The organism is Geomonas anaerohicana (genome assembly GCF_016458305.1).
GTDB classification, from domain to species: Bacteria; Desulfobacterota; Desulfuromonadia; order Geobacterales; family Geobacteraceae; genus Geomonas; species Geomonas anaerohicana.
Genome location: NZ_JAEMHL010000033.1, coordinates 1 through 1,526 on the forward strand (window position 1 = coordinate 1; position 1,526 = coordinate 1,526).

The 1,526-nt window shown below is 50.3% G+C and carries 1 protein-coding gene; it reads right to left on the reverse strand.

The genetic code is table 11. The features are described from left to right. Positions 1 to 401: 401 nt before the first annotated feature. Positions 402 to 1,421, reverse strand: coding sequence for an IS110 family RNA-guided transposase (locus JFN91_RS21860; RefSeq protein ID WP_199391255.1), 1,020 nt, complete (start codon positions 1,419 to 1,421; stop codon positions 402 to 404). Between the last annotated feature and the right edge of the window lie 105 nt (positions 1,422 to 1,526).

The window sequence follows — 1,526 nt, forward strand, 5'->3', positions numbered from 1 at the left end:
CACCCATTAAAGGCTGTCGGTCAAGGGCAAAAAAGTTCCCCTATGCAAGAAAAGAGTTTTTCTAGCATTGAACTGCGGTCACCGCCAACCCTACCATTGCCGTTATTTCTGTCTTTTACGATGTCAGCCTTTGCTGCATCCAGTCACCCATCAGGATCAAGGCCACTACTCGGCTTGCGCCGATTGGCCCCTTCCGCGTTGCGCGGACCAGAAAACCTTCGGTTCCAGGCCGTGTCCAAGTGATTGTTTCAGGTCTCGTGGTTATTAACCAGCCCCTAGATGGCTCACGACGTGGTCAGTAAAGACGTCGGTAACTCGATATGTGTTCCTGGGTGGAGCGGCTGCCAATCAGGCTACGTGGTTTTGCCAACCCCTATGCGGGCTCACCGCTCCAGCCAGTTCTAAGTGAAAATTTTTTCTGACGAAAATGGAACATGGTCACGCATGATGTGGTAAGCCGCTCTGGCCAACTTGTGGGCTAGAGCGGTGTGTGCAACCATGAAGTTGGTCTTTCTCATCTTGCAGTTGTAATAGGCTCTGGCTTTTTCGTCATACCGCCTTGCAAACTCTGCAGCTTCGCTAAACGCCCAAGACAGGTACTTGTTACCGTTTTTCTTATTACCCTTCCCCTTCGTCTTGTCATTACTAGTCCAGCGTGATGAGACAAGGCGACAGTATGAGGCATAGTTGCCAACGTTTTTGAATCGCTCTACCGGGCCAGTCTCGAGCATAATGGTTAACCCGAGGATCTTGCCGATACCAGGAACTGTAAGTAGCTCTTTATATCCATCGTGAAGCTCAAGCTTCCTCTCGATGAAGGTTTCGATGCTACGGATCTGCCGAGTCAAAAAGTCGATTGACTCCTTGCTTACCTGCCCCGCGAGAGCGAGGTCCTCATTGTCGGCCAGAAGCGGTGAGACATGGTCCTCACGGACGCGCGTAATATCCCGACTTCTGAGCGTGATGCCACAGTTGCGAGTAATGATGTTCTGAAGGCTTATGAGCATCGAAGTTCTCAAAGACACGAGATGACGCCGTTTTCTGAGCAGGTCACGGATTGGCCGCTCCTCCTTCGGATAAATGTAACCCTCAGGAAGAATGTCGAGCCGCAGCATCTCTGCCAGCCAAAAGGCATCATGCTTGTCATCAGTGTGTTTGAGACCTGTATATTTTTGGATGGCCGAAGGATTCGCGAGGTGTACCGCGAATCCTTCGGCCATCAGGCCGTCTACCAGCCAGTACCAGTTATAAGTAGATTCGACCACGACTCCTTGCAGATCTCCGCTGAACAATTCCAGTCGCTGAACGATGGTGGAGAGATCATTAGGCAGCTTCTCGTTGAAGATGCGTTTCCCTCTACCGTTGATGATCGCAAGATAGCTGTTTGTTGAATGTAGATCGATACCGGAGTAAAGTTTCACTTGGCACCTCCTGAGGTTACGAGATTGGCGTCTCTGTAACAGCATATCAGGAAGTTTCTTTGCCTCTTGTTATGCCAGGAGGTGCCTTTAGATGATTATCAGGCT